The following is a 20751-nucleotide window of genomic DNA, read 5'->3' on the forward strand; positions in this document are numbered from 1 at the left end:
GGACGGCGATTGATTGCGGGGGTGCCCGCAATCAACATCGCCAGGTGGGCCGGCTTGGGGCGGCCCGGCGCTCGGCCCGGAATTCGCACATCCCAAGCGCTCTTATGCCCTGAGCGCGTCGGCGATCAGCCCGGCCACCCGCGCCGGCTGCTCATGGACGATCCAGTGCGTGGCTCCCGGCACGCGCGCCAGCTTCATCTGCGGCACGTACTCGTCCAGGCCATCGAGCAGGTTGGGCGGGAGTGCCGTGTCGCCCTCACCCCAGATCACCAGCGTCGGGATCTTCACGGTGACGAAGGCGGGCGCGAAGTCCAGCGCCAGCGCGCCGGGATCGGTGGCCGTGGGCGGCCGCATCGGCGAGGCGCGGTAGTAGTTCAGCGGGCCGGTCAGGCCCTGGCCCCAGACCTGCCGGTACTTGGCCCGCGTGGCCTCGTCGAGCCAGGTGGCGCCGCCCATGCCGGTCAGGAAGGGCCACAGCCGCGCGTAGTCGTCCGCGGCCAGCAGCGCCTCGGCGTCGGGCCGGCAGAAGAAGTTCATGTACTCGCTGGCCTCGCGCTGCGCGGGGTTGTGCTTCAGCTCGCGCAGGAAGGTGCCGGGATGGGGCGAGTTGATGACGATCAGGCGATCCATCAGCTCGGGTTTCTGCACGGCCAGGTTCCAGGCCACGGCACCACCCCAGTCGTGCGCCACCAGCGCGGCCAGTGGCCCGTCTCCGGTCGCCGCGACCAGTGCCGCTATGTCCTGCATCAGGTGTTTGGCGCGGTAGGCCTCGACCTCGGGCGGCGCGCTGGAGCACTCATAGCCACGCAGGTTCGGCGCGATGCAGCGCCAGCGCTCGCCGAGCGTCGCCATGATCTCGTCCCAGACGAAGGCGGCCTCCGGAAAGCCGTGCAGGAACACGAGGCGAGGCGCGTCCCGCGGCCCGCAGGCTCGGCAGGACAGCGTGATGCCGTGCGGCAGCGGGAGGTCGAAGGTCTCGATGACGGGGGTGCTCATCGGCCCAGCATAGGCCGGCCCGCGGCGGGCGGACAGTCAATCCGGCGACAGTTCGCTTTCGTCCGCGTCTTCATCCGGCATCGGCGGCAGATCGCCGATGGGCGGCAGCACCGGCGCCGAGGCGACCCATTCCTGCAGGATCATCGCCACGTCGCCCACGCCCTGCTTCTTCAGCGCGGAGAACAGCGTCACCGACACGTCCGAGTCCTCGGTGCACAGGCCGCCCAGGTACTCCTGGCATTCGGCCAGCGAGGCATTGGCTTCCTTGCGGTTGAGCTTGTCGGACTTGGTGAGCAGCACCAGCAGGCGGATCTCGCCGGTGGAGATGCGGCTGGCGACAAACTCGAGCAACTGCTTGTCCAGATCGGTGAGGCCCAGCCGCGAATCGACCATCAGCACCACGCCCGACAGGCTGCGGCGGATCTTCAGGTAGTCGGCCATCACCTTCTGCCAGCGCACCTTGGCGGCCTTGTTCACGGCCGCGTAGCCGTAGCCCGGCAGGTCGGCGAAGTAGGCATTGGGCGCGTCCTTCGGGCCCAGGGCGAACAGGTTGATGTGCTGCGTGCGGCCCGGCGTCTTCGAGGCGAAGGCCAGGCGCTTCTGCTGCGCCAGCGTGTTGATCGCGGTGGACTTGCCGGCGTTGGAGCGGCCGACGAAGGCGATCTCGGGCAGCTCGTTGGGCGGCAGGTGGACCAGCTGGGCAGCCGTGGTCAGGAAGCGCGAGGTGTGCGTCCAGGCCAGTGCCTGTTTTTCGCGCGCGGCCTCGGTATCAACCCTGAGAGACGCATCGACAGGGGCGTCGCTATCACCGTGGTTTTCTTGCGGCGTCGGGGTTTTGCTGGTCATTTGGAGGGGCGGGCACCTTAATCGGGCATTGTAAGATCGACGGGTTGCGCCTAACGAATCAATAAATTCATGAAGACTGCCGCCCTCCTGTTCTCTGGTGTCGTGATCGCATGTGCCACGTTGACCTCCGCTTTCGCGAATGAAGAACCGGCAGCAGCCGCCAAGCCGGACCTGACCAAGGGCGCAACCGTGGCCCAGGTCTGCGCCTCCTGCCACACCAGCGACGGTTCCCGCGGCGCCCCGGCCTACCCGATCCTGCAGGGCCAGCACGCCGACTACCTCGCCAAGCAGCTCCATGACTTCAAGTCCGGCAAGCGCAAGAACGCCGTGATGAGCGGCATGGCCGCCCCGCTGTCCGACGAGGACATTCGCAACGTCGCCGCCTTCTACGCCTCCAAGAGCGCCAAGCCCGGCTTCGCGAAAAACAAGGAAATGGCCGCCCTGGGCGAGAAGATCTACCGCGGCGGCATCGCCGACCGCATGATCCCGGCCTGCGCCGGCTGCCACAGCCCGACCGGCGCCGGCATCCCGGCCCAGTACCCGAAGATCGGCAGCCAGCAGGAAGACTACGTGCTGGCCCAGATGCTGGCCTTCCGCTCCGGCGAACGCACCAACAGCCCGCAGATGACCGGCGTGGCCGCGAAGATGAATGACAAGGAAATCAAGGCCGTGTCCGACTACATTGCCGGATTGCGCTGAAACAAGTCGTTAGGTAACAAAAGGCCGGTGACACCCACCGGCCTTTTTGCATTCTTATGATCCCGCCCATGTCCGAAGCGTCCGCCACCGCCAGCCCCCCCGCCCCGCCCCCGGTCGTCCCCGGTAATTCGACCCTGCGGGAACTGGTCGACCTGCTCTCCTCGATGCGCTTCGCGATCGCGGTGTTCGTCGTGATCATCATCGCGTCGATCACCGGCACCGTGGTGCGCCAGCACGATCCGCTGCCCAACTACGTCAACCAGTTCGGGCCCTTCTGGGCGGAACTGTTCGGCAAGGTCGACCTGTACACCATCTACGGCGCCTGGTGGTTCCTGCTGCTGCTGGCCTTCCTGGTCACGTCCACCAGCCTGTGCATCGCGCGCAATGCGCCCAAGATCGTCCATGACCTGCGCACCTACAAGGAGCACGTGCGCGAGCAGTCGCTGCAGGCCCATCATCACAAGGCGATCGGCCACCTGGCGCTGGCGCCGGAGGCGGCGCTGACGCAGGTCTCCACGGTGCTGGATCACTTCGGCTGGAAGGCCAAGGCGCAGGTGCGCGACAAGGGCGTGATGGTGGCCGCGCGCAAGGGCATGGCCAACAAGATCGGCTACCTGTCCGCGCACTCGGCGATCGTGCTGATCTGCCTGGGCGGCCTGTCGGACGGCGACATCGTCGTCAAGGCGATGATGTGGCTGCAGGGCAAGTCGGTCTACACCGGCGCCGGCCTCGTCAGCGACGTGAAGCCCGAACACCGGCTCTCGCCGAGCAACCCGAGCTTCCGCGGCAGCCTGCCGGTGCCCGAGGGCGGCCGCGCCGCAACGGCCATCATCAACATGCCCGACGGCGTCGTGCTGCAAGACCTGCCCTTCGACGTCGAGCTGAAGAAGTTCATCGTCGAGTACTACTCGACCGGCATGCCCAAGCTGTTCGCCAGCGACATCGCGATCCGCGACCACGCCACCGGCCAGGTCACCGAGCACACGGTCAAGGTCAACGCGCCGGTGATCCACGACGGCATCGCGATCTACCAGAGCAGCTTCGACGACGGCGGCTCACACCTCTCGCTGACCGCTCTGCCGCTGCGCAGCGCGCAGGCCCAGCCTTTCAAGGTCGAAGGCGCGGTGGGCGGCAGCACGGTGCTGGGCAACGACACCGAGAAGCTGCAACTGGAGTTCAGCGGCCTGCGCGTGATCAACGTCGAGAACCTCTCCGGCACCAAGGACGAAGGCAGCGCCACCGACGTGCGCAAGGTCGACCTCGCCGACACCCTGCACCAGCACCTGGGCAGCGGCGCCAAGTCCAGCACGCCCAAGCAGCTGCACAACGTCGGCCCCTCGTTCAGCTACCGGCTGCGCGACGCCGCCGGCCAGGCGCGCGAGTACAACAACTACATGGTGCCGATCGAGCTGGACGGCCAGCGCGTGTTCCTCGCCGGCGTGCGCGACAGCCCCAACGATTCGTTCCGCTACCTGCGCATCCCCGTCGACGAGAACATGTCGATGGACGGCTGGCTGCGCATGCGCCAGCACCTGATCGATCCAGTGATGCGCGAGGGCGCGGCGCACCAGTACGCGATCGCCGCCACGCCTGCCAACAATCCGGGGATGACGAAGCAGCTCGAGGAAACCGCCAAGCGCGCGCTCGCGCTGTTCGCCGGCGTCGAGGGCGTGAAGCCGGGCGACAAGCTGCCCGCCGACGGCTGGGGCGGCCTGGCAGCGCTGTCGCAGTTCGTCGATTCGGAGGTGCCGCAGGCCGAGCGCCAGCGTGTCTCCGAGGTGCTGCTGCGCATCCTCAACGGCAGCCTCTACGAGCTCTACAAGCTGGGCCGCGAACGCGCCAACCTGCCGCCGCCTGCCGCCGACGAGGCCACGCAGGCCTTCATGACGCAGGCCGTGCTCTCGCTGTCGGACAGCATGTACTACCCCGCGCCGGTGCTGCTGCGCCTGGACGATTTCAAGCAGATCCAGGAGAGCGTGTTCCAGGTTGCGCGCGCGCCGGGCCAGAAGCTGGTCTATCTCGGCGCTATCCTGCTGATCATCGGCGTGTTCGCGATGCTCTACATCAAGGAACGCCGCGTCTGGATCTGGCTGGAACCGACGCCAGGCGGCGAGACCCGCGTGCGCATGGCCCTGTCCAGCACCCGCGATTCGCCGGACACCGCCGCCGTCTTCACGGAACTGAGTTCGGCGCTGCAATTGAAGGAATGACGAGGAAGCGATGAATACCGCCACGATCACCCTGCCCCGCCGCGGCGCGCTGCACAACCGCAGCCTCACCGACTGGCTGTTCGCCGCCCTCGTCGTCGCCGGCGGCATCTATGCCTTCGCCCGCTACGCGCCCGCGATGGACGTCTACGAGAAAGGCATCCTCGCCTGTGCGATGCCCGCGCTGGTCGCGCTGGGCTGGTTCTGGCGGCCGATGCGTCTGCTGGCAGTGCTGGTGGCCGCCTTCAGCCTGCTGGCGATCGAGCTCTACAGCCAGCACCCCGGCAACTTCGGCGCGGACCTGGGCGCCGGCGACAAGGTCTTCCTGCTGAAGTACATGCTCTCCAGCCAGAGCGCGATCATGTGGATGGCGGTGCTGTTCTACATGAGCACCCTGTTCTACTGGGGCGGCATGTTCACCAAGAGCGGCGCCAACAGCACGGCCGAGGTGATCGGCTCCAAGCTGGCCTGGGGCGCCGTCTTCATGGCGCTGACCGGCACGATGGTGCGCTGGTTCGAGAGCCACCAGATCGGCCCGGACATCGGTCACATCCCCGTCAGCAACCTCTACGAGGTGTTCGTGCTGTTCGCTTGGATGACGGCGCTGTTCTACCTGTACTACGAGGCGCGCTTCAAGACCCGCGCGCTGGGCGCCTACGTGCTGCTGGTCATCTCGGCGGCCGTCAGCTTCCTGCTCTGGTACACGCTGGCCCGTGACGCCCAGGAAATCCAGCCGCTGGTGCCGGCGCTGCAGAGCTGGTGGATGAAGATCCACGTGCCGGCCAACTTCGTCGGCTACGGCTCGTTCTCGCTGTCGGCCATGGTGGGCTTCGCCTACCTGCTGAAGTCCTCGCCGCCGCGACCGCTGGTGATCGGCCTGGTGGCCGTGCCGACCGGCGTGGTGCTGGCGATCTTCGCAACGCGCTTCGGTGCCAGCCTGGAGCCCGACGTGGCCGCCGGCCTGCAGAGCTGGGCCACGAAGCTGATCGGCCTGGTCGTGTTCTTCGCGCTGGCCGTGGCCCTGCGCAAGCCGCTGACCGCGCGCCTGCCCAGCCTGGAACAGCTCGACGACGTGATGTACAAGTCGATCGCGCTGGGCTTCGCCTTCTTCACGATCGCCACCATCCTGGGCGCCTTCTGGGCCGCCGAGGCCTGGGGCGGCTACTGGAGCTGGGACCCGAAGGAGACCTGGGCGCTGATCGTCTGGCTCAACTACGCGGCCTGGCTGCACATGCGGCTGATGAAGGGCCTGCGCGGCGCCGCGGCGGCTTGGTGGGCGCTGGTGGGCCTGGTGGTGACGACCTTCGCCTTCCTGGGCGTCAACATGTTCCTGTCGGGCCTGCATTCTTACGGCACGCTTTAAACGAAGGTTTTAATCGCGGCTTCAGCGGTGGACCGTAAGCTCCAGGCCTCCTTGTCCGACACACGGACATCCTCATTGCCGAGCCTCATCACCATGTACCGCGATCCCCTCATCGCCCCCTCCGAGATCACGCCCCGGGCGCTCTACCAGAACCGGCGCGAGTGGCTGAAGCTGGCCGCCGCCGGCGCAGCCTTCGCGGCCGGCGGCGACGTCTTCGCCCAGGCCACAACGGGCGGTGGCAAGCTCGCCAAGCTGCCCGGTGCCAAGAGCGCCGTGGCCGGTGCGCTGACGATGGAGAAGCCGACGGCCTACCAGGACGCGACGACGTACAACAACTTCTACGAGTTCGGCACCGACAAGGCCGATCCGGCCCAGCACGCGCAGACGCTGCGCCCGCGCCCGTGGAGCGTCAGCATCGAGGGCGAGTGCAACAAGCCCCAGACGCTGGACATCGACGCGCTGATGAAGCTCAGCGCCATGGAAGAGCGCATCTACCGGCTGCGCTGCGTCGAGGGCTGGTCGATGGTGATCCCCTGGGTCGGCTACTCGCTCGCCGAAGTGATCAAGCGCGCCGAGCCGAATTCGCGCGCCAAGTACGTGGAGTTCACGAGCCTGGCCGATCCCAAGCAGATGCCCGGCGTGCGTTCGGGCGTGTTGGACTGGCCCTACATCGAAGGCCTGCGCATCGACGAGGCGATGCACCCGCTGGCGCTGCTGGCCTTCGGCATGTACGGCGAGGTGCTGCCGAACCAGAACGGCGCGCCGGTGCGTCTCGTCATGCCCTGGAAGTACGGCTTCAAGTCGGCCAAGTCCATCGTCAAGATCCGCTTCGTCGAGAAGCAGCCGACCAGCAGCTGGACCAAGGCCGCGCAGCAGGAATACGGCTTCTACTCGAACGTCAATCCGAACGTCGACCACCCGCGCTGGAGCCAGGCCACCGAGCGCCGCATCGGCGAAGGCAGCGGCGGTCTCTCGGGCCTGTTCGCCAAGCGCCGGCCCACCTTGATGTTCAACGGCTACGAAGCCCAGGTCGGCCAGCTCTACGCGGGCATGGATCTGAAGAAGAACTTCTGACGCGATGCCCCGCCCGATCCTGCTGCACGGCGCCACCAAGCCGCTGCTGTTCGTCCTGTGCTGCCTGCCGCTGGCCTACGTGGTCTGGAGCCTAGCCACGCAGCCCCATCCGAACCCAGCCGAGTACCTGATCCGCGCCCTGGGCGACTGGACCTTGCGCGGCCTGTGCCTGACCCTGGCGATCACGCCGCTGCGCGTGATGCTCAAGCAGCCGGCGCTGGCGCGCTTCCGACGCATGCTGGGCGTCTGGACCTTCGCCTACGGCTGCCTGCACCTGTTCTCGTACGCCTGGCTGGACAAGAGCCTGGACTTCGCCGAGATCGCCCGCGACATCGCCAAGCGTCCCTTCATCCTGATGGGCTTCGCTGCGTGGCTGCTGATGCTGCCGCTGGCCCTCACCAGCTTCAACCGCGCGATCAAGGCTCTGGGCGCCAAGCGCTGGCAGGCACTGCACAAGGCCGTCTACGCGGTGATCGTGATCGGCCTGCTGCACTTCATCTGGCTGCGCGCCGGCAAGAACAACTTCGCCGAGCCGGCGGTCTACGGCGCCATCATCGCCGTGCTGCTGGGCTGGCGAGTCTGGCAAGGGCTGCGCAGGCGCCAAACGGCCTGAACGGCGATAATCGCGGGCTTTGATACCGAAGCCCGCCATGCCCACCCCCACCGCCCCCGTCGTCGACACCGCCATCCTCGGCGGCGGTCCCGCCGGCTGCTCGGCGGCCAGCTGGCTGGCCCAGCTGGGCCACACGGTGGCGCTGATCGAACGCGCGCCGGCCCTGTGCGCCAGCCTGGAAGCGCTGGACTTCACGCAGAACTGGCTGCTGGGCGACCCCGGCCAACCGCTGTCTGCCCTGGCGCGGCGCTATGCCGCGCACGTGGCAAGCGAGCCGGCCGTGCGCCTGTTCCTCGGCCAGACCGCCCAGGCGATCGACTGGCAGGACGACCGCTGGCACCTGCAGTGCGGCAGCGAGCAGATCCAAGCGCGCAGCCTGCTGATCGCGACCGGCCTGCGCGCCCGCCGGCCGACCAATTTCTTCCCGGCCGAGACGCACGGCCGCGTGATGGACGCCATCTCGCTGACCGCCCGGCGCGACCACCTGCCGCCGGCCAGCCGCATCCTGCTGCTGGGTGGCGGCGACAACGCGGTCGAGAACGCGCTGCACCTGCGAAGGCTGGGCCATGCGGTGACGATCTGGTCACGCTCCGACTGGCGCTCGCAGACCCACTTCACCCAGGCCCTGCAGGCGGATGCCTCCATCGCCCAGCGCCCGGCCACGCCGCTGCCGCGCAGCGTGCAGGCCAGCGCCGGGGGCGTCTGCGTCGACTCCGCCGCTTTCGGCATCGAACACTTCGACCAGCTCGCCGTGCTGCTCGGCTACGAGCCCGAGCCCTCCGCCTGGCGGCTCGCGGCCGACGGCCTGCGCCGCGCCGGCCTGCCCAGCCAGCGCTTCGACGAAGACGCGCCGCACGGCATGTTCCTGGCCGGCGACGCCAGCCAGCGCCAGCATCCCTGCGTGCAGACGGCATTGGGCGACGGCGTCGACGCCGCCAAGCGGATCGAGCGTTTCCTGCAGGCCGGCCCGCAGGACCCCGGCACGCGCGTGCTGCGCAACGACCGGCAGGTGGTCCACATCGCCGGCCTGCGCTTCGGCGCCAAGCTGGGCGTGCTGGACTTCGAGCGCGACGGCCCGCAGCCGGTGCAGATCGACGCGCAGGTCAACCTCGGCCCGCAGGCCATCGTCTCGCGCGACGCCGACATCGGCCATGTGCTGGACTACCGCCGCATCCGCCAGGCCATCATCGACGAGTGCACGACCGAGCACACCGACCTACTCGAAGCGCTGATCGGCAAGCTGTGCACGCGGCTGATGAAGCTGCCGGGCGTCGTCGGCGTGCGCGTCAAGCTCGCCAAACTCGAAATCTTCCCCGACTGCGAAGTCGCAATCTCCGCCGAAGTCGGCCAATGGTGAACCCGATGAATACCGAAGTCCTCCTCCAGCCCGCCATCGACGCAGACACCAAGGCTGCAGAAAAGAAGGCCGAGCACGAGATCAACAAGCTCAGCAAGCGCCTGCATCGCCAGGTGGGCCAGGCCGTCACCGACTACAACATGATCGAGGACGGCGACAAGGTGATGGTCTGCGTCTCCGGCGGCAAGGACAGCTATGCGCTGCTGGACATCCTGATCAACATGAAGCAGCGCGCGCCGATCAAGTTCGACATCGTCGCCGTCAACCTCGACCAGAAGCAGCCCGGCTTCCCCGAGGATGTGCTGCCCACCTACCTCAAGTCGCGCGGCGTCGACTTCCACATCGAGACGCAGGACACCTACTCGATCGTCAAGCGCCTGATCCCCGAGGGCAAGACCACCTGCAGCCTGTGCTCGCGCCTGCGCCGCGGCATCCTCTACCGCGTGGCCGGCGAACTGGGCGCCACCAAGATCGCGCTGGGCCACCACCGCGACGACATCGTCACCACGCTGTTCCTGAACATGTTCTTCGGCAGCCGCATGAAGGGCATGCCGCCCAAGCTGGTCAGCGACGACGGCAAGAACGTCGTCATCCGCCCGCTGGCCTATGTGCGCGAACCCGATCTCGTTCGCTGGGCCGAGCACCGCGAGTTCCCGATCATTCCGTGCAACCTCTGCGGCAGCCAGGAGAACCTGCAGCGCGTCCAGGTCAAGGCCATGATCAACGACTGGGACCGCCGCTTCCCCGGCCGTGTCGAGAACGTGTTCACCGCCATGGGCAGCATCGTGCCCTCGCACATGATGGACAAGAAGCTGTTCCCCTTCGAGACCATCAAGGCCAGCGGCGCGCCGGTCGAAGACGGCGACATCGCCTTCGACGAGGACGAGGCCTGCGGCACGCCGGCGGAGGCTTCGCCTTCTGTCATCCGCCTACACCCGAACGAGTGAGCTGCTTAAGGCTCGGGCAACAATGCCGGCGCAGAATATGTGACCGGCAGTCACGTTCAGGAGGCATGCCATGACATCCCGCCGTTCCTTCATCGTCACCGGCCTCGCTGCCACGGCAGCCGCAGCCGGCCTGGCCGCGTGCAGCGGCCCTTACACGCTGGCCGTCGACGTCACCAGCTTCGGCAACTGGCCCGCCGGCCGAGCGCCCTTGAGCTATGCCTTCGAGCGCCTGCCCTCGCAGCAGGAAGGCGAAGCCAGCCAGCGCCAGCAGGATCTCGAAGAAAACGCCCGCGCCGCGCTCGAGAAGGCCGGCTTCCAGCCGGCGGCAGACCCGAAAACGGCGGACATCCTCGTCTCGCTCGGCGCTCGCCTCTCGGCCACCGACTACGCCCCTTGGGACGACCCGACCTGGTGGCGCTGGCATGGCCGGCTCGGCTGGGGCGGCGCCTGGCGCTATGGCGGCGCGCGCGGCTGGGGCCCGTATCCGTACGGCTGGGGCGGCCCGCCGCTCGATCGTCGCTACGACCGTGAAGTGGCCGTGCTGATGCGCGACCGCGCCACCGGCGAGCCGCTGTACGAGGCGCACGCCAGCCATGAGAGCCTGTCGATCGGCGATGGCGGCACCGTCAGCGCGCTGTTCGCCGCGGCGCTGGTGGACTTCCCCAAGGCCGAACCCAAGTCGCACCGCGTTACCGTTCAGGCCATGCGCTGAACGCGCGGCTTGCGTATGCTCCTGCGGCCGGCGACGTGCCGGCATCGCGGGAGCATTCCATGATCAAGCAAGGGGCTGCTGCAGCAGCATCAGCACTCCTCCTCGTCCTGGCGGTCGGCGCAAGCAGCGCTGCCAGGGCCGCCGAAACCACCGTCACCTTGCGCGCCGCCACGGCCCAGGGCGATGGCGCAACGCTCGGCACCGTCCGCATCGTCGAGACGCCCTACGGCCTCGCCTTCTATCCCGCCCTCACCGGCCTGCCACCGGGCCTGCACGGCTTCCATGTGCACGAGAACCCCTCCTGCGCGCCCGGCGAGGCGAACGGCGCCCCCGTGCCTGCGTTGAAGGCCGGCGGCCACCTCGACCCGGCCGGCACGAAGAAGCACGGCGAGCCCTGGGGCGATGGCCATCTGGGCGACCTGCCGGCGCTCTACGTGGCGCCGGACGGCACCGCCGCCAACCCGGTGCTGTCGCCGCGGCTGAAGACCCTGGCCGACGTATCCAAGCGCTCGCTGATGGTCCACGCGGGTGGTGACAACCATGCCGACCATCCGATGCCGCTGGGCGGCGGCGGCGCGCGCTACGCCTGTGGCGTGATCGACGTTCAGTAGTCGATCGACTCTAACGCGCGCGGCTCGTGCATCGGGCAACGGCCGCGCGTCGAGCGGGCCTGCGCCGAGCCCTCATAGGCACGGCGGCGCGCCCGGTTGATCGAGCCCAGCGGCCGGTGCGCCGCGAGGCCATGCCAGGGCGAGAACGCCAATCCATCGTCCATCCGCGCCGAGAGTTCCGGACTCCACGACAACTGCGGCGGTACGACGATGCGCGCCACCGTCACGAAGGGACTCTGCGTCTCGGGCCAGCGCACGCTGGCGTCCTCGATCGGCATCGTCGTGAGATCGGTGCAGAGCTGCACGCGCAGGTCCCACTCGCCGCCGTGCTCGGCGAAGTAGTCGGCCACGGCCTCGCGCAGGCCGTCGGGCCGATCGTTCAGATCCACGGGCTGCCCGGTCAAGGCCTGCAGCGCCGGCGAGATCGGCGCCACCTGCCACTTGGCCATGTGCTGGCCGTACAGATAGGGTACGGCGCTGTAGAAGGTCTCGCCGAGCAGATGCGTCTGCGGATGGCCGCCCAGGCCCTTCAGCGCGCCACTCTCGCCGCCCAGCGCTTCCAGCGCCTTCTCGGTGCCCTGCAGCAACGCGGAGAAGGCGCGCTTGAGCCGGGGCACGCGATCGGTCGTCGCGGCCAGCAGCTTCAGGCTGCTGAGGAAGCTGCGGGCATCGGGAGCGAGGAAGCTCGGGCCGTTGACCAGCAGGAAATCCTGGGTGCGCGCCTCCTCGCTGCCGGGCAGGCGATCGCCTTCGACACCCACGACCTTCATCGCGAAGCCGCGTGGCGTGGAGACGCGGTCGTCCAGCAGGTCGCCCGGCGTCGTCGACAGCCGGATCAGCACCGGATAGCTCTTGCGCGGCTCGGCGAACAGGCCTTGCAAAAACGGCGACTCCAGGTCCAGCACCGTCATCGTGCCCTGCAGCAAGCCATGGCTCTTCGCGTGCACGCTGCGCAGCGCCAGGCCGGTGTCCTCGTAGGTCTTGTCGGAGATCTCCAGCAGCGTCTGCAGCAGTTGCTCGGCGGTCTCGGCCTCTTCGGGCGCGATGCTTTCGCAGGAGCTGTCGTAGGGGATCGGCGCATTGATCGGCAGGGAGTAGTCCATGGTCTCAGGCCTCCGGGTCGATCGTGCGGTCGTGCTCGGGGTCTTCGGGGATCAGCGGCGGCACGAGGCCGTTGTCGGGCTCGATCGGCATCTGGCCGGGGATTTCCTCGTCGTCGAAATCGAGATCCTCGACGTCGACGCGATGCGGTTTGTGCGGTGTCATGGCGGGCTCCTGCTGGGGTCGCAATCGATGCTCCCAGATCGGCCTTGCCGGGGGTCTCGGACAGCGCGCGGATCGGGTGTCGGCGCCGTCCGACAGCGCGCCGATAATCGCGGCTCTTCAAACAGAACGAAGCACGATCACATGGCGCCGTTGAACATCGTCATCATGGCCGCGGGCAAGGGCACCCGCATGAAGTCGGCGCTGCCGAAGGTCCTGCACAAGCTGGCCGGCCGCTCGCTGCTGGGCCATGTGCTGGCCAGTACCGAAACGCTGGGCGCGGCGCGCCGCATCGTGATCACCGGCCACGGCGCCGAGCAGGTGGAAGCAGCCGTCGCCGGCGCACCGGCCATCGCCTTCGTGCGCCAGATGCCGCAACTGGGCACCGGCCATGCGGTGCAGCAGGCCGTGCCGGCGCTGGAGGGTGATGACGGCATCACGCTGGTCCTCAACGGCGACGTGCCGCTGATCCGTCCCGAGACCGCCGCCCGGCTGGTCGAGGCCTGCGCCGGCGAGCGCCTGGCGCTGCTGACGATCGAGCTGGCCGACCCGAGCGGCTACGGCCGCATCGTGCGCGACGGCGAGGCCGTCAAGGCCATCGTCGAACACAAGGACGCCACGCCCGAGCAGCGCCGCATCCGCGAGGGCTACACCGGCATGATGGCCGCGCCCACCGGCGCGCTGAAGCGCTGGCTGTCGCAGCTGAAGAACGACAACGCCCAGGGCGAGTTCTACCTGACCGATGTTGTCGCGATGGCCGTCGCCGACGGCGTGCCGGTGCTGGGCATCGCCGCGCCGGACGAGACCGAGGTGCTGGGCGTCAACAGCCCCGTTCAGCTCGCCGACCTGGAGCGCCGCTTCCAGCGCCAGCAAGCCATCGCGCTGATGGACGGCCACGGCGTGCGCATCGCCGATCCGGCCCGGTTCGACGTGCGCGGCACGCTGGAGTGCGGCAGCGACGTCGAGATCGACGTCAACTGCGTCTTCGAGGGCACGGTGCGCCTCGGCGACGGGGTGCGCATCGGCGCCAACTGCGTGATCCGTAATGCCGACATCGCCGCCGGCGCGCGCATCCACGAGTTCAGCCACATCGACGGCGAGAAGGCCGGCGGCGCCAGCGTCGGCGAAGGCGCCCTGATCGGCCCGTTCGCACGGCTGCGCCCGGGTGCGCGGCTGGGCGCCGAGGTCCACATCGGCAACTTCGTCGAGGTCAAGAATTCGACGCTTGCCAAAGGCGCCAAAGCCAACCACCTGGCCTACCTGGGCGACGCGACCGTGGGCGAGCGCGTCAACTACGGCGCCGGCTCGATCACGGCCAACTACGACGGCGCCAACAAGCACCGCACCGAGATCGGCGCGGACGTGCACGTGGGCTCCAACTGCGTGCTGATCGCGCCGGTCACGATCGGCGCCGGCGCCACCATCGGCGGCGGCTCGACGATCACCAAGACGGTGGAGCCTGGCACGCTGGCCGTGGCTCGTGGCAAGCAGGTGGCGATCAGCGGCTGGGTGCGGCCCGTGAAGGGCGGCTCGAAGTAAGGGTGCCCATCTTTGCAGCAGGGCAAGGAAAGCCCTGCCGGATCAAGCACTTGCGCAGGGGCTCGACTGCTTGCCCACGCACTTGTCCACAGACGGCGTGGATAGCTGGAGCTAGTGAACCGCTGATTGGGACTGCTCGAAGCCCGCGATCAGCCGGCTGACGCGGGAGACCGACAGGCCCAGCGTGTCCGCCAGCGTCGTCATCGACACGCCGCCCTCGGTGTGCGCGCGGTACAGCGCCTGTTCGCGCGAGTTGCTGTCGCGCAGCCATTCGCCGAAGGCGCGCGGCCGCACGGCCCGGCGCGGCGCACGGGCGGCCAGCGCCTGCATGCGGCCGGCAAAGGCCTCGTCGCCCAGGAAGATCTGGTGGCGCAGGTGCTTCCACAGGTCCAGCTGCGGTTCGCTGGCCATCAGCTTCGCATAGCGCTCGGCGGCCTTGCGGTGCTCCGCCGGCGTGGCCGCGGCGCGGCCGAGCAGGTAGCCGTGCAGGCCATCCACATCCAGCCACTCCGGCGCGGCCACCTGGCCCGCATGAGCGCGATAGCTGGACCAGACGTAAGCCTCGGGCGTCGTCGCCAGGCCCAGGCGTACGGGGCTCTGCTCGACGTAGCGGCAGACATCCAGCAGCAGCGCCTCGCGGTCCACCAGCACCGCCTTGAAGCGGCCCTGGAACAGCGCGCCGCTGCCGCCGTGGCGGCGGTTGTGATACTGGGTGTAGACGCCGTTGACGTGGCGCATCAGGCGCGACAGGTTCGCCTGCCGCGTGTAGAGCACGACGTCGTAGTGGTCCGGCAGCAGGCAGTAGGCCAGCACCTGCGCGTCGAAGCGCTGCGCGGCCTGGGCCAGAAGATCCAGCAACGCGCGCCGGTCGTCATCGTCGGCAAAGGCCGACAAACCGTCGCTGCGCCGCGAACTGACGTGATAGACGGCGCCGGGGAATTCGATGCGGGGAGGACGTGCCATAACGTCAAAGTTAGACGCATAGCGCACAAAAGGCAATGCCTGGCCCCACTTTCGGACAAACGGGCTCCGGTCAGCTCTTGCCGTGCAGGTCCTGCAGCACCTTCAGAACCGCTTCGTCGCCCATGCTCCGGGCATCGGCCAGCTCACCACCGCCGGTGGCCTTCAGCACGTCTCCGTCGGACTTCAACACCGCGGCCGCCGGGATGCCCTTCTTCAGCGGCACGCCCATCTGCTCGGCCAGGTCGGTGTTGCGGTTGAAGCGGCCCACGTCCACCTTCAGCAGCACGAAGCGCTTGTCCACCAGCGAAGCCAGCGCGCCCGCCTTCATCTTGCCGTCCAGCGCGCGGCAGTCGGGGCACCAGTTCGCGCCGAACACGACCAGCACGTTCTTGTGCTGCGCGCGGGCCGCGGCCAGCGCCTGGTTCAGCTCGGCGCGGGCATCGGCGTGCTCGTCGTAGACCGATACCGGCGCGGCGGGCGCGGCAGCCTGGGTCTGCGCCGTCGCGACATTGGCAAGCGCCAGGCAGGCGCTGATCATCAAGCTTAGGGAGAAAGTCTTCATCGCGTAGCGGCAGGTGTTGCGTAAGCGCCAGTTTGCCATGCGGTACAAACGCGCGTTGACGACAAGGACACGACCCCGATGGCCTCCAGCCTGCTTGCACTGATCGACGATATCGCCACGCTGCTCGACGACGTGGCCCTGCTCTCCAAGGTGGCCGCGCAGAAAACCACCGGAGTGCTCGGCGACGACCTGGCGCTGAACGCCGAGCAGGTGTCCGGCGTGGCGGCCGAGCGCGAGCTGCCGGTGGTCTGGGCGGTGGCCAAGGGCTCGGCGCGCAACAAGGCGATCCTGGTGCCGGCGGCGCTGGCGATCAGCGCCTGGGCGCCCTGGGCGGTGACGCCGCTGCTGATGGTCGGCGGCGCCTACCTGAGCCTCGAAGGTTTCGAGAAGGTCGCGCACAAGTTCCTGCACTCCCCCGCGGAGGACGCGGCCGAGCACAGCAAGCTGGCCGACCCGGCGGTGGACCTGGTGGCGCTGGAGAAGGAGAAGATCGCCGGCGCCATCCGCACCGACTTCGTGCTCTCGGCCGAGATCATCGCGATCACCCTGGGCACCGTCGCCGACGCGGTGTTCCTCACGCAGCTGATCGTGCTCAGCGGCATCGCGGTGGTGATGACGATCGGCGTCTACGGCCTCGTCGCCGGCATCGTCAAGCTGGACGACGCCGGCTTCTACCTGGCCCGCCAGCCCGGCGCGCTGGCGCAGCGGATCGGCCGGGTGCTGGTTTCGGCAGCACCCTGGCTGATGAAGGCGCTGGCCATTGCCGGCACCGTGGCGATGTTCCTCGTCGGCGGCGGCATCCTGGTGCATGGCCTGCCCTTCCTGCACGGCGCGGAAGAGGCGGCCGCCACCGTGCTCGGGCATGGGCCGGCCGGGCTGCTCGTCAACTTTGTGACCGGCGTGGTGGCCGGCGGGCTGAGCCTCGCGGTCGTCAGCGTCGTGCAACGCCTCTTGCGCCGACAGCGTCAACCATGACCGCGAAGGCAGCTCTCGCCGCCCTGATGCTGGCGGGTGCCGCGTCGACGGCGTCCGCTGATCCTTACAGTTATGTCCTGGTGCCCTACATCGATCCCGGCAAGCTGGAGATGCGCGCCAGCTGGGGCATGCAGGACGAACGCGACGGCAGCAGCGCCAACGGCCAGGCTCTGGCGATCGGCTACAGCCCGACCTCGTGGTGGTACACCGAGTTCTGGGTCGCGCAGGAGCGCCAGCGCGGCGATCCGCTGGAATACGACGGCTGGTACTGGAGCAACCAGCTGCGCCTGGGCAGCAGCGGCCGCAGCGACTTCGCGCTCTACGCCAGCTACTGGAAGCCGCGCCCGGGAACCGATGGCTGGAATTGGACGATCGGTCCGATGTGGCAGTACGCCGGCGATCATTTCGACCTGAACCTGAACGTGTTGCTGAGCCGCTGGGTGCATCCCTCGTTCCGCCAGCGGCCGACCGACCTCTCGTACCAGGCGCAGATCAAGACCCTGCTCGCGCCCGGCTGGGAATGGGGTGCGCAGCTCTACGGCGACCTCGGCGCCCTGTCGAATCCGGACGGCTTCCACGACCAGGAACACCAGCTCGGCCCGGCGATCTTCGGCCATCGCGCCAGCGGTTTCGGCGGCGTCTGGCGTTGGGATGCGGCGCTTTTGCTCGGCCTCAACACGGCCTCGCCGCGGGCAGCATTGAGGGCCGAACTGGGTTATCAGTTCTGACAGGGGACAATCGCGCCATGAAAGTCCACACGCTAGAGATCAACAAGTTCAAGTCCGCGTCCAACTCCGTGAACGGCCTCGTGGTGTTCAAGGTCGACGCGCTGGTCACGCCGAAGGAGCCGCTGGAGGGCATCGAACCCAGCTCCATCATCACGATGACCGAGGCGAACGCGCGCGTGCTGATGCAGTTGCTGAAGGCACAGCTCGCCGAGTTCGACAACAAGAAACCGAAGAGCCGCCACGGCCGCCACGGGTGATCGCATGGAATATCCGAACTACAACCCCCAGTCCGACAACCGCCCGCTGAGCGACGACGAACTGTCCGACCTCGACGACCTGCTGGCCGAGCTGCCCAGCGACGGCGCGATGAACATCGAGGCACTCGACGGCTACCTGGCCGGCCTGCTGCTGAGCCCGCAAGCGCTGGCCGAACTGCCCGGCGCCGACTGGCTGCCGCTGGTCTGGGGCGGCGATGGCGAGGACGGCGGCAATGCCCCGTTCGCCAGCGGCAAGCAGAAGAAGAAGGTGATGATGCTGGCGCTGCGTCACCTGCAGTCGATCGCCTGGCAATGGCAGCACAAGCCCGAGCTGTGGGAGCCGATCTTCAGCGTCGCCGAGGTCGACGACGACGAGGAACTGACCGACGCCGAGGACTGGGCCCTGGGCTTCATGAGCGCGGTGGACCTGGCGCAAGAGGCCTGGGCACCGCTGTTCGCACAGCATGCCGCGCTGCTGACGCCGATGCGCGTGCTCGGCAGCGACGAGAGCGAACTCAGCGAAGCCGAACGCGCACAGCTGGCCGACCCGCATCAGCGCGACGAACTGAGCCGCGCGATCATGGACGCCGCGCTGCAGCTCTACGCGCAGCGCAGCACCAAGTAACGACAAGCCTCAGCGCACCTCGCCCAGGTGCGCCAGCCAGAAGGCCTCCATCTTGCGATGCAGGCCGACCGGCTTCACCGTGCCGCCCAGCGCGTGCACTCCGTCCGGGTCCAGGTACAGGTCGACCAGCGCGTCCTTGCCGCTGGCGAGCAGTTCGCGGTAGACGTTGACGGTGTCCTGGTAGAGCACGTTCGGGTCCTGCATGCCGTGGATCAGCAGCAGCGGCTTCTTCAGGTGGCGCGCCATCGGCAGCAGCGAGTACTTGCGCAGCACCGGCTTCGTGCGGTCGACCTTGCCGATCGTGCGGCCGCTGTACCAGCTGTTGTAGTTCTCCCATTCGGTCGGGCCGGCGCCGGCGATGCCGGCGGCGAACAGATCGGGCTTGTTGTACAGCGTGTACTGCGTCTCGTAGCCGCCGAAGCTCCAGCCGGTCAGGCCCACGCGGGCCGGGTCTACGCCCAGCTTCGCGTCCATGTAGGCCTTCAGGTCTTCCAGGTCGTCGGCCTGCGAGGCGCCGGGGTTCTCCCAGTTCGCATCGCTGAACTTGCGGCCGTAGTTCGAGTGGCCGCGCGGGTCCACGGCCACCATCACATAGCCGTGCTTCACGGCCATGTACATCGCGAACACGTAGCCGGTCTGCTGGAAGGAATCCAGCTCGACGATATGGCGATCATTCAGCGGGCCGCCGTAGGTGTAGACGACCGCCGGGCGCTTGTCGCTCGCCTGCCAGCCGGCGGGCTTGAAGACATAGGCCTGGATCATGTCGCCATGGCGGTTCGCGTAGCTGAAGCGCTCGGGGTGGAGCTGGTCCACCGCGGCCCAGCCGGCGGCATCGTTGCTGGCGGTCAGCACGCGGGCCGGCGCCGCTTTGTCCGCATTGAGCAGCTTCAGCTCGGGCCGCGCGGCCCAGTTGCCCGCGTTGGCGGCGAGTTCATGGCCGTCGTAAGAAACGACGGCATCGCGGTGGTAGTCGCCGACCTCGCCCAACGCCGTCATCGCGCCGCTGGCCATGTCCACGCGGAAGACGTTCATCGACGCGAAGTCCTGCTTGTTGGCGGTGACGAACATCGTCTTGCTGTCCGGCGTGAAGCCCAGCACGTTGGTCGACTCGAAGTCGCCGCTCAGCAGCGGGCGAACGGCATGCGTGGCCACGTCCAGCGCATAGGGCTGGCGGAAGCCGCCCTCGTCCAGGCCCAGCACCAGCGTGCGGTCATCCGGCGTGAACACCGGCTCCAGCACGTTGACGACCTCATGGCCGACGTCGCCGCGGCGCTCCAGCACCACCTCGGGTTTCGCATCGCCCGGCTTGCCCAGGTAGACGCGCAGCAGCTCCTTCTCGCGCTCCCAGGTGGCGAAGGCGTAGCGGCTGCCGTCCTTCGTCCAGGCGATGGGGCTCAGCTCGACCGCCATCAGCGAAGACGGGCGCTGGATGGCGCTGGTCGCCCGTGCGCCGCTGAAGACTTCTCGGCGATTTCCTTCTTCACGCGCTTGATGCCGGCGTTCTCCCACTGGTCCATGTCGACCGCATCCCCGCGCAAGTAAGCCTGCTGAGCGACCTCCTTCGCCTGGCGCTGGGCCGTCTCGTCCTGCTTCTGCTTGAACTTGCGCTCGAAGCGCTCGATGTCCTCCGGCGCGTCGAAGCGAGCCATCACGGCCGGCGTGGTCACGCGCAGGGTCTTGCCGGTCTTGGTGTCATGCACGTAGAGATCGGTGCCGGGCTCGCCGAACGAGTTCCAGCGGTAGGCGAGGTAGCGGCCGCTGCGGCTGAACTGGGCGTCCTTCGCACTCTCGCCCTTGTAGGGTTGTGCGCGGAACACCTGCTCCAGCGTCAAGGTCGATGCGGCGGGCACGCTGTCTGCCCCCGCCACGCCGAAGGCGCCAAACAAAGCCGCTGCGAGACAGCTTGCGCGCAGCCAGCGGCCCGCTACATTCTTGCTTCCTGTGGACAAAATCACGCTCCAGTTCCTTCCCGGTTTTGGGCAACCGGGCATTCTAGGAAGCGCTATCGGGTTACCCGTTCGTCACGGCGGAAATGGGAGCAAACTACCGAAGCGGACGACCGCTCGTCGTCGTCTTCAGCCGAAGCATCATGTTTGAAAAAGTCATCGCCTTCGTCGTCCTGATCGCCTGCGTGGTGCTTGCCATCCACATGGCGATGCCTGCCGCACGGCAGCGCTGGATGGAGGCGCGAGCCCGCCAGGCCTGGGCGCGCACGCGCCGCGGCTGGCACTGGCTGGCCGGCTGGCGCCAGCGCCGCGACTTCCGCAAGGTGGCCGAGACCGAAGCCGCCGCCGCCATCAAGCGCGCCCGCAGCGGCAGCCGCATGGTGGAAGGCGAATGGGACGGCAACGTCTACCGGCCCAAAAGCTTCGACGGCAAGAAGCGCGACAAGCGCGATTTGCACTGAGCCCGAG

At 68.2% G+C, this 20751-nt stretch carries 23 protein-coding genes and 1 pseudogene; 16 read left to right on the forward strand and 8 right to left on the reverse strand.

The window, feature by feature from the left end:
• Positions 1 to 102 precede the first annotated feature (102 nt).
• Together SNE35_RS05615 and yihA are read right to left on the reverse strand one after the other, a co-directional pair.
• Entirely contained in the window at positions 103 to 996 is an 894-nt protein-coding gene (locus SNE35_RS05615; protein ID WP_320421883.1) for an alpha/beta fold hydrolase, read from the reverse strand.
• A gap of 36 nt (positions 997 to 1032) precedes the next feature.
• Positions 1033 to 1842: a ribosome biogenesis GTP-binding protein YihA/YsxC gene (gene yihA, locus SNE35_RS05620; protein ID WP_320421884.1), complete on the reverse strand. Its 810-nt coding sequence runs from the start codon at positions 1840 to 1842 to the stop codon at positions 1033 to 1035.
• A gap of 69 nt (positions 1843 to 1911) precedes the next feature.
• On the opposite strand from yihA, the gene SNE35_RS05625 reads away from it, so the two are divergent.
• The 10 genes and pseudogenes from SNE35_RS05625 to sodC all read left to right on the forward strand — a co-directional run bounded on the left by SNE35_RS05625 (position 1912) and on the right by sodC (position 11425).
• Positions 1912 to 2541: a c-type cytochrome gene (locus SNE35_RS05625; RefSeq protein ID WP_320421885.1), complete on the forward strand. Its 630-nt coding sequence runs from the start codon at positions 1912 to 1914 to the stop codon at positions 2539 to 2541.
• A 68-nt stretch (positions 2542 to 2609) separates the two neighbouring features.
• Complete coding sequence (locus tag SNE35_RS05630; RefSeq protein WP_431312712.1) at positions 2610 to 4751, forward strand: cytochrome c biogenesis protein ResB; 2142 nt, start codon at positions 2610 to 2612, stop codon at positions 4749 to 4751.
• A 10-nt stretch (positions 4752 to 4761) separates the two neighbouring features.
• Positions 4762 to 6111, forward strand: coding sequence for a c-type cytochrome biogenesis protein CcsB (gene ccsB / locus SNE35_RS05635; RefSeq protein WP_320421886.1), 1350 nt, complete (start codon positions 4762 to 4764; stop codon positions 6109 to 6111).
• Positions 6112 to 6204: 93 nt separating this feature from the next.
• On the forward strand, positions 6205 to 7185 hold the full coding sequence (gene msrP / locus SNE35_RS05640; RefSeq protein ID WP_320421887.1) for a protein-methionine-sulfoxide reductase catalytic subunit MsrP: 981 nt from the start codon (positions 6205 to 6207) through the stop codon (positions 7183 to 7185).
• A gap of 4 nt (positions 7186 to 7189) precedes the next feature.
• A complete protein-coding gene (gene msrQ / locus SNE35_RS05645; RefSeq protein ID WP_320421888.1) occupies positions 7190 to 7798 on the forward strand; it encodes a protein-methionine-sulfoxide reductase heme-binding subunit MsrQ in 609 nt (202 codons plus the stop codon).
• Between the two features lie 37 nt (positions 7799 to 7835).
• Positions 7836 to 8417, forward strand: a pseudogene (locus tag SNE35_RS05650) (FAD-dependent oxidoreductase); the annotation flags it as partial.
• Positions 8418 to 8786: 369 nt separating this feature from the next.
• A complete protein-coding gene (locus SNE35_RS05655) occupies positions 8787 to 9155 on the forward strand; it encodes a dihydroneopterin aldolase (protein WP_320422362.1) in 369 nt (122 codons plus the stop codon).
• 5 nt (positions 9156 to 9160) lie between these two features.
• Complete coding sequence (ttcA, locus tag SNE35_RS05660; protein WP_320421889.1) at positions 9161 to 10102, forward strand: tRNA 2-thiocytidine(32) synthetase TtcA; 942 nt, start codon at positions 9161 to 9163, stop codon at positions 10100 to 10102.
• Positions 10103 to 10172: 70 nt separating this feature from the next.
• Positions 10173 to 10814, forward strand: a complete 642-nt coding sequence (locus SNE35_RS05665; RefSeq protein ID WP_320421890.1) for a DUF4136 domain-containing protein — start codon at positions 10173 to 10175, stop codon at positions 10812 to 10814.
• Between the two features lie 59 nt (positions 10815 to 10873).
• A complete protein-coding gene (sodC, locus tag SNE35_RS05670; protein ID WP_320421891.1) occupies positions 10874 to 11425 on the forward strand; it encodes a superoxide dismutase [Cu-Zn] SodC in 552 nt (183 codons plus the stop codon).
• Here sodC and SNE35_RS05675 read toward each other — a convergent pair.
• Positions 11419 to 12528, reverse strand: a complete 1110-nt coding sequence (locus tag SNE35_RS05675; protein WP_320421892.1) for a catalase family protein — start codon at positions 12526 to 12528, stop codon at positions 11419 to 11421. The two genes, sodC and SNE35_RS05675, sit on opposite strands and share 7 nt — an antisense overlap.
• Before the next feature lie 4 nt (positions 12529 to 12532).
• The gene (locus SNE35_RS05680; RefSeq protein WP_320421893.1) at positions 12533 to 12691 is read right to left on the reverse strand and encodes a hypothetical protein; all 159 of its coding nucleotides are present in this window, start codon (positions 12689 to 12691) and stop codon (positions 12533 to 12535) included.
• Between the two features lie 141 nt (positions 12692 to 12832).
• On the opposite strand from SNE35_RS05680, the gene glmU reads away from it, so the two are divergent.
• A complete protein-coding gene (gene glmU / locus SNE35_RS05685) occupies positions 12833 to 14227 on the forward strand; it encodes a bifunctional UDP-N-acetylglucosamine diphosphorylase/glucosamine-1-phosphate N-acetyltransferase GlmU (RefSeq protein ID WP_320421894.1) in 1395 nt (464 codons plus the stop codon).
• Positions 14228 to 14338: 111 nt separating this feature from the next.
• Here the strand turns inward: glmU and SNE35_RS05690 are convergent, their stop codons facing one another.
• Together SNE35_RS05690 and SNE35_RS05695 are read right to left on the reverse strand one after the other, a co-directional pair.
• Positions 14339 to 15190 (reverse strand): transposase, encoded by an 852-nt coding sequence (locus SNE35_RS05690; RefSeq protein WP_320421895.1) that lies wholly within the window; start codon positions 15188 to 15190, stop codon positions 14339 to 14341.
• 70 nt (positions 15191 to 15260) lie between these two features.
• Positions 15261 to 15752 (reverse strand): thioredoxin family protein, encoded by a 492-nt coding sequence (locus SNE35_RS05695; protein WP_320421896.1) that lies wholly within the window; start codon positions 15750 to 15752, stop codon positions 15261 to 15263.
• 78 nt (positions 15753 to 15830) lie between these two features.
• On the opposite strand from SNE35_RS05695, the gene SNE35_RS05700 reads away from it, so the two are divergent.
• The 4 genes from SNE35_RS05700 to SNE35_RS05715 are packed head-to-tail and all read left to right on the forward strand — an operon-like array spanning position 15831 to position 18337.
• Entirely contained in the window at positions 15831 to 16727 is an 897-nt protein-coding gene (locus SNE35_RS05700; RefSeq protein WP_320421897.1) for a DUF808 domain-containing protein, read from the forward strand.
• Positions 16724 to 17455 carry a hypothetical protein gene (locus SNE35_RS05705; protein ID WP_320421898.1) on the forward strand — a complete coding sequence of 244 codons (732 nt, stop codon included), beginning with the start codon at positions 16724 to 16726 and terminating at the stop codon, positions 17453 to 17455. The genes SNE35_RS05700 and SNE35_RS05705 overlap by 4 nt, the downstream gene beginning before the upstream one ends.
• Positions 17456 to 17472: 17 nt before the next feature.
• On the forward strand, positions 17473 to 17712 hold the full coding sequence (locus SNE35_RS05710; protein ID WP_320421899.1) for a hypothetical protein: 240 nt from the start codon (positions 17473 to 17475) through the stop codon (positions 17710 to 17712).
• Between the two features lie 4 nt (positions 17713 to 17716).
• Complete coding sequence (locus SNE35_RS05715; RefSeq protein ID WP_320421900.1) at positions 17717 to 18337, forward strand: UPF0149 family protein; 621 nt, start codon at positions 17717 to 17719, stop codon at positions 18335 to 18337.
• A 9-nt stretch (positions 18338 to 18346) separates the two neighbouring features.
• On the opposite strand, the gene SNE35_RS05720 is transcribed toward SNE35_RS05715, so the two are convergent.
• Together SNE35_RS05720 and SNE35_RS05725 are read right to left on the reverse strand one after the other, a co-directional pair.
• Positions 18347 to 19747, reverse strand: coding sequence for a S9 family peptidase (locus tag SNE35_RS05720; RefSeq protein ID WP_320421901.1), 1401 nt, complete (start codon positions 19745 to 19747; stop codon positions 18347 to 18349).
• The gene (locus SNE35_RS05725; RefSeq protein ID WP_320421902.1) at positions 19747 to 20205 is read right to left on the reverse strand and encodes a hypothetical protein; all 459 of its coding nucleotides are present in this window, start codon (positions 20203 to 20205) and stop codon (positions 19747 to 19749) included. Before SNE35_RS05725 ends, SNE35_RS05720 begins: the two co-directional genes overlap by 1 nt.
• Before the next feature lie 221 nt (positions 20206 to 20426).
• Here SNE35_RS05725 and SNE35_RS05730 point away from each other — a divergent pair, with 221 nt between their 5' ends.
• Positions 20427 to 20744 carry a hypothetical protein gene (locus tag SNE35_RS05730; protein ID WP_320421903.1) on the forward strand — a complete coding sequence of 106 codons (318 nt, stop codon included), beginning with the start codon at positions 20427 to 20429 and terminating at the stop codon, positions 20742 to 20744.
• The last annotated feature ends 7 nt before the right edge of the window (positions 20745 to 20751 follow it).

The organism is Roseateles agri (genome assembly GCF_034043675.1).
Lineage (GTDB): Bacteria > Pseudomonadota > Gammaproteobacteria > Burkholderiales > Burkholderiaceae_C > KK5.